The sequence below is a fragment of the Oleiphilus sp. HI0128 genome (assembly GCF_001635365.1).
Genome location: NZ_LWGG01000991.1, coordinates 1 through 664 on the forward strand (window position 1 = coordinate 1; position 664 = coordinate 664).

Annotated in this window: 2 protein-coding genes; one reads left to right on the forward strand and one right to left on the reverse strand. The window is 44.4% G+C overall.

Annotation, left to right across the window (positions count from 1 at the left end):
• On the forward strand, positions 1-191 hold a 191-nt coding region (locus A3763_RS16840; protein WP_082880497.1), incomplete at its 5' end, for a response regulator.
• Between the two features lie 15 nt (positions 192-206).
• On the opposite strand, the gene A3763_RS16845 is transcribed toward A3763_RS16840, so the two are convergent.
• Positions 207-479: a GIY-YIG nuclease family protein gene (locus A3763_RS16845; RefSeq protein WP_068515703.1), complete on the reverse strand. Its 273-nt coding sequence runs from the start codon at positions 477-479 to the stop codon at positions 207-209.
• Positions 480-664: the final 185 nt, after the last annotated feature.

The window sequence follows — 664 nt, forward strand, 5'->3', positions numbered from 1 at the left end:
ATATGAGTGGCATTGAGATGACAGCTGAGGTGCGTGCGCTTGGCTCGCATAAGTCTACACCCATTCTGTTACTCACAACCGAGTCAGGTCTTGATAAGAAAACCGAAGGCAAAAAAGCGGGAGCAACCGGCTGGCTAGTTAAGCCATTCGACCCGGAGCAGCTTACCAAAATAGTTAATAAGGTACTCTAGTCTATCGGGTACTCGTTAGCGGTTTGATGCTTCACAAATGAGCGTTTGTTTTTTAAGCACGCTCATTCTTTTTATCTCTACCTCTCTCTTAGTAGCCTCTGAGCGACTCTCAAAATCTTGAGAATAAACGATCTCTCTAGGTTCATGACCACGGAAAAACTTGGCGCCCTTCCCCGCCTTTTTCTCAAACATTTCGCAATGTTCTTTAAATCGCCGATCAATATCCGTGCTGATGCCGGTATATAGTTTTCCACAGGATGTTCGGATCATGTAGACCTGCCAAGACATCAATAAGCCTCTAAATTCATTATTCAGTTAAATATACACTAATTAACCACGGCGATGCGTAGCCGGAGTCATTCAGCTTATATCTTACACCACAACGACGCTCTGTTCTTGAGTGTACCCAAAGCAAGCACTATAATGCAGCCTCTGCAAACAATTGGATAACTCAATGTCGGATCAGCCTTCGC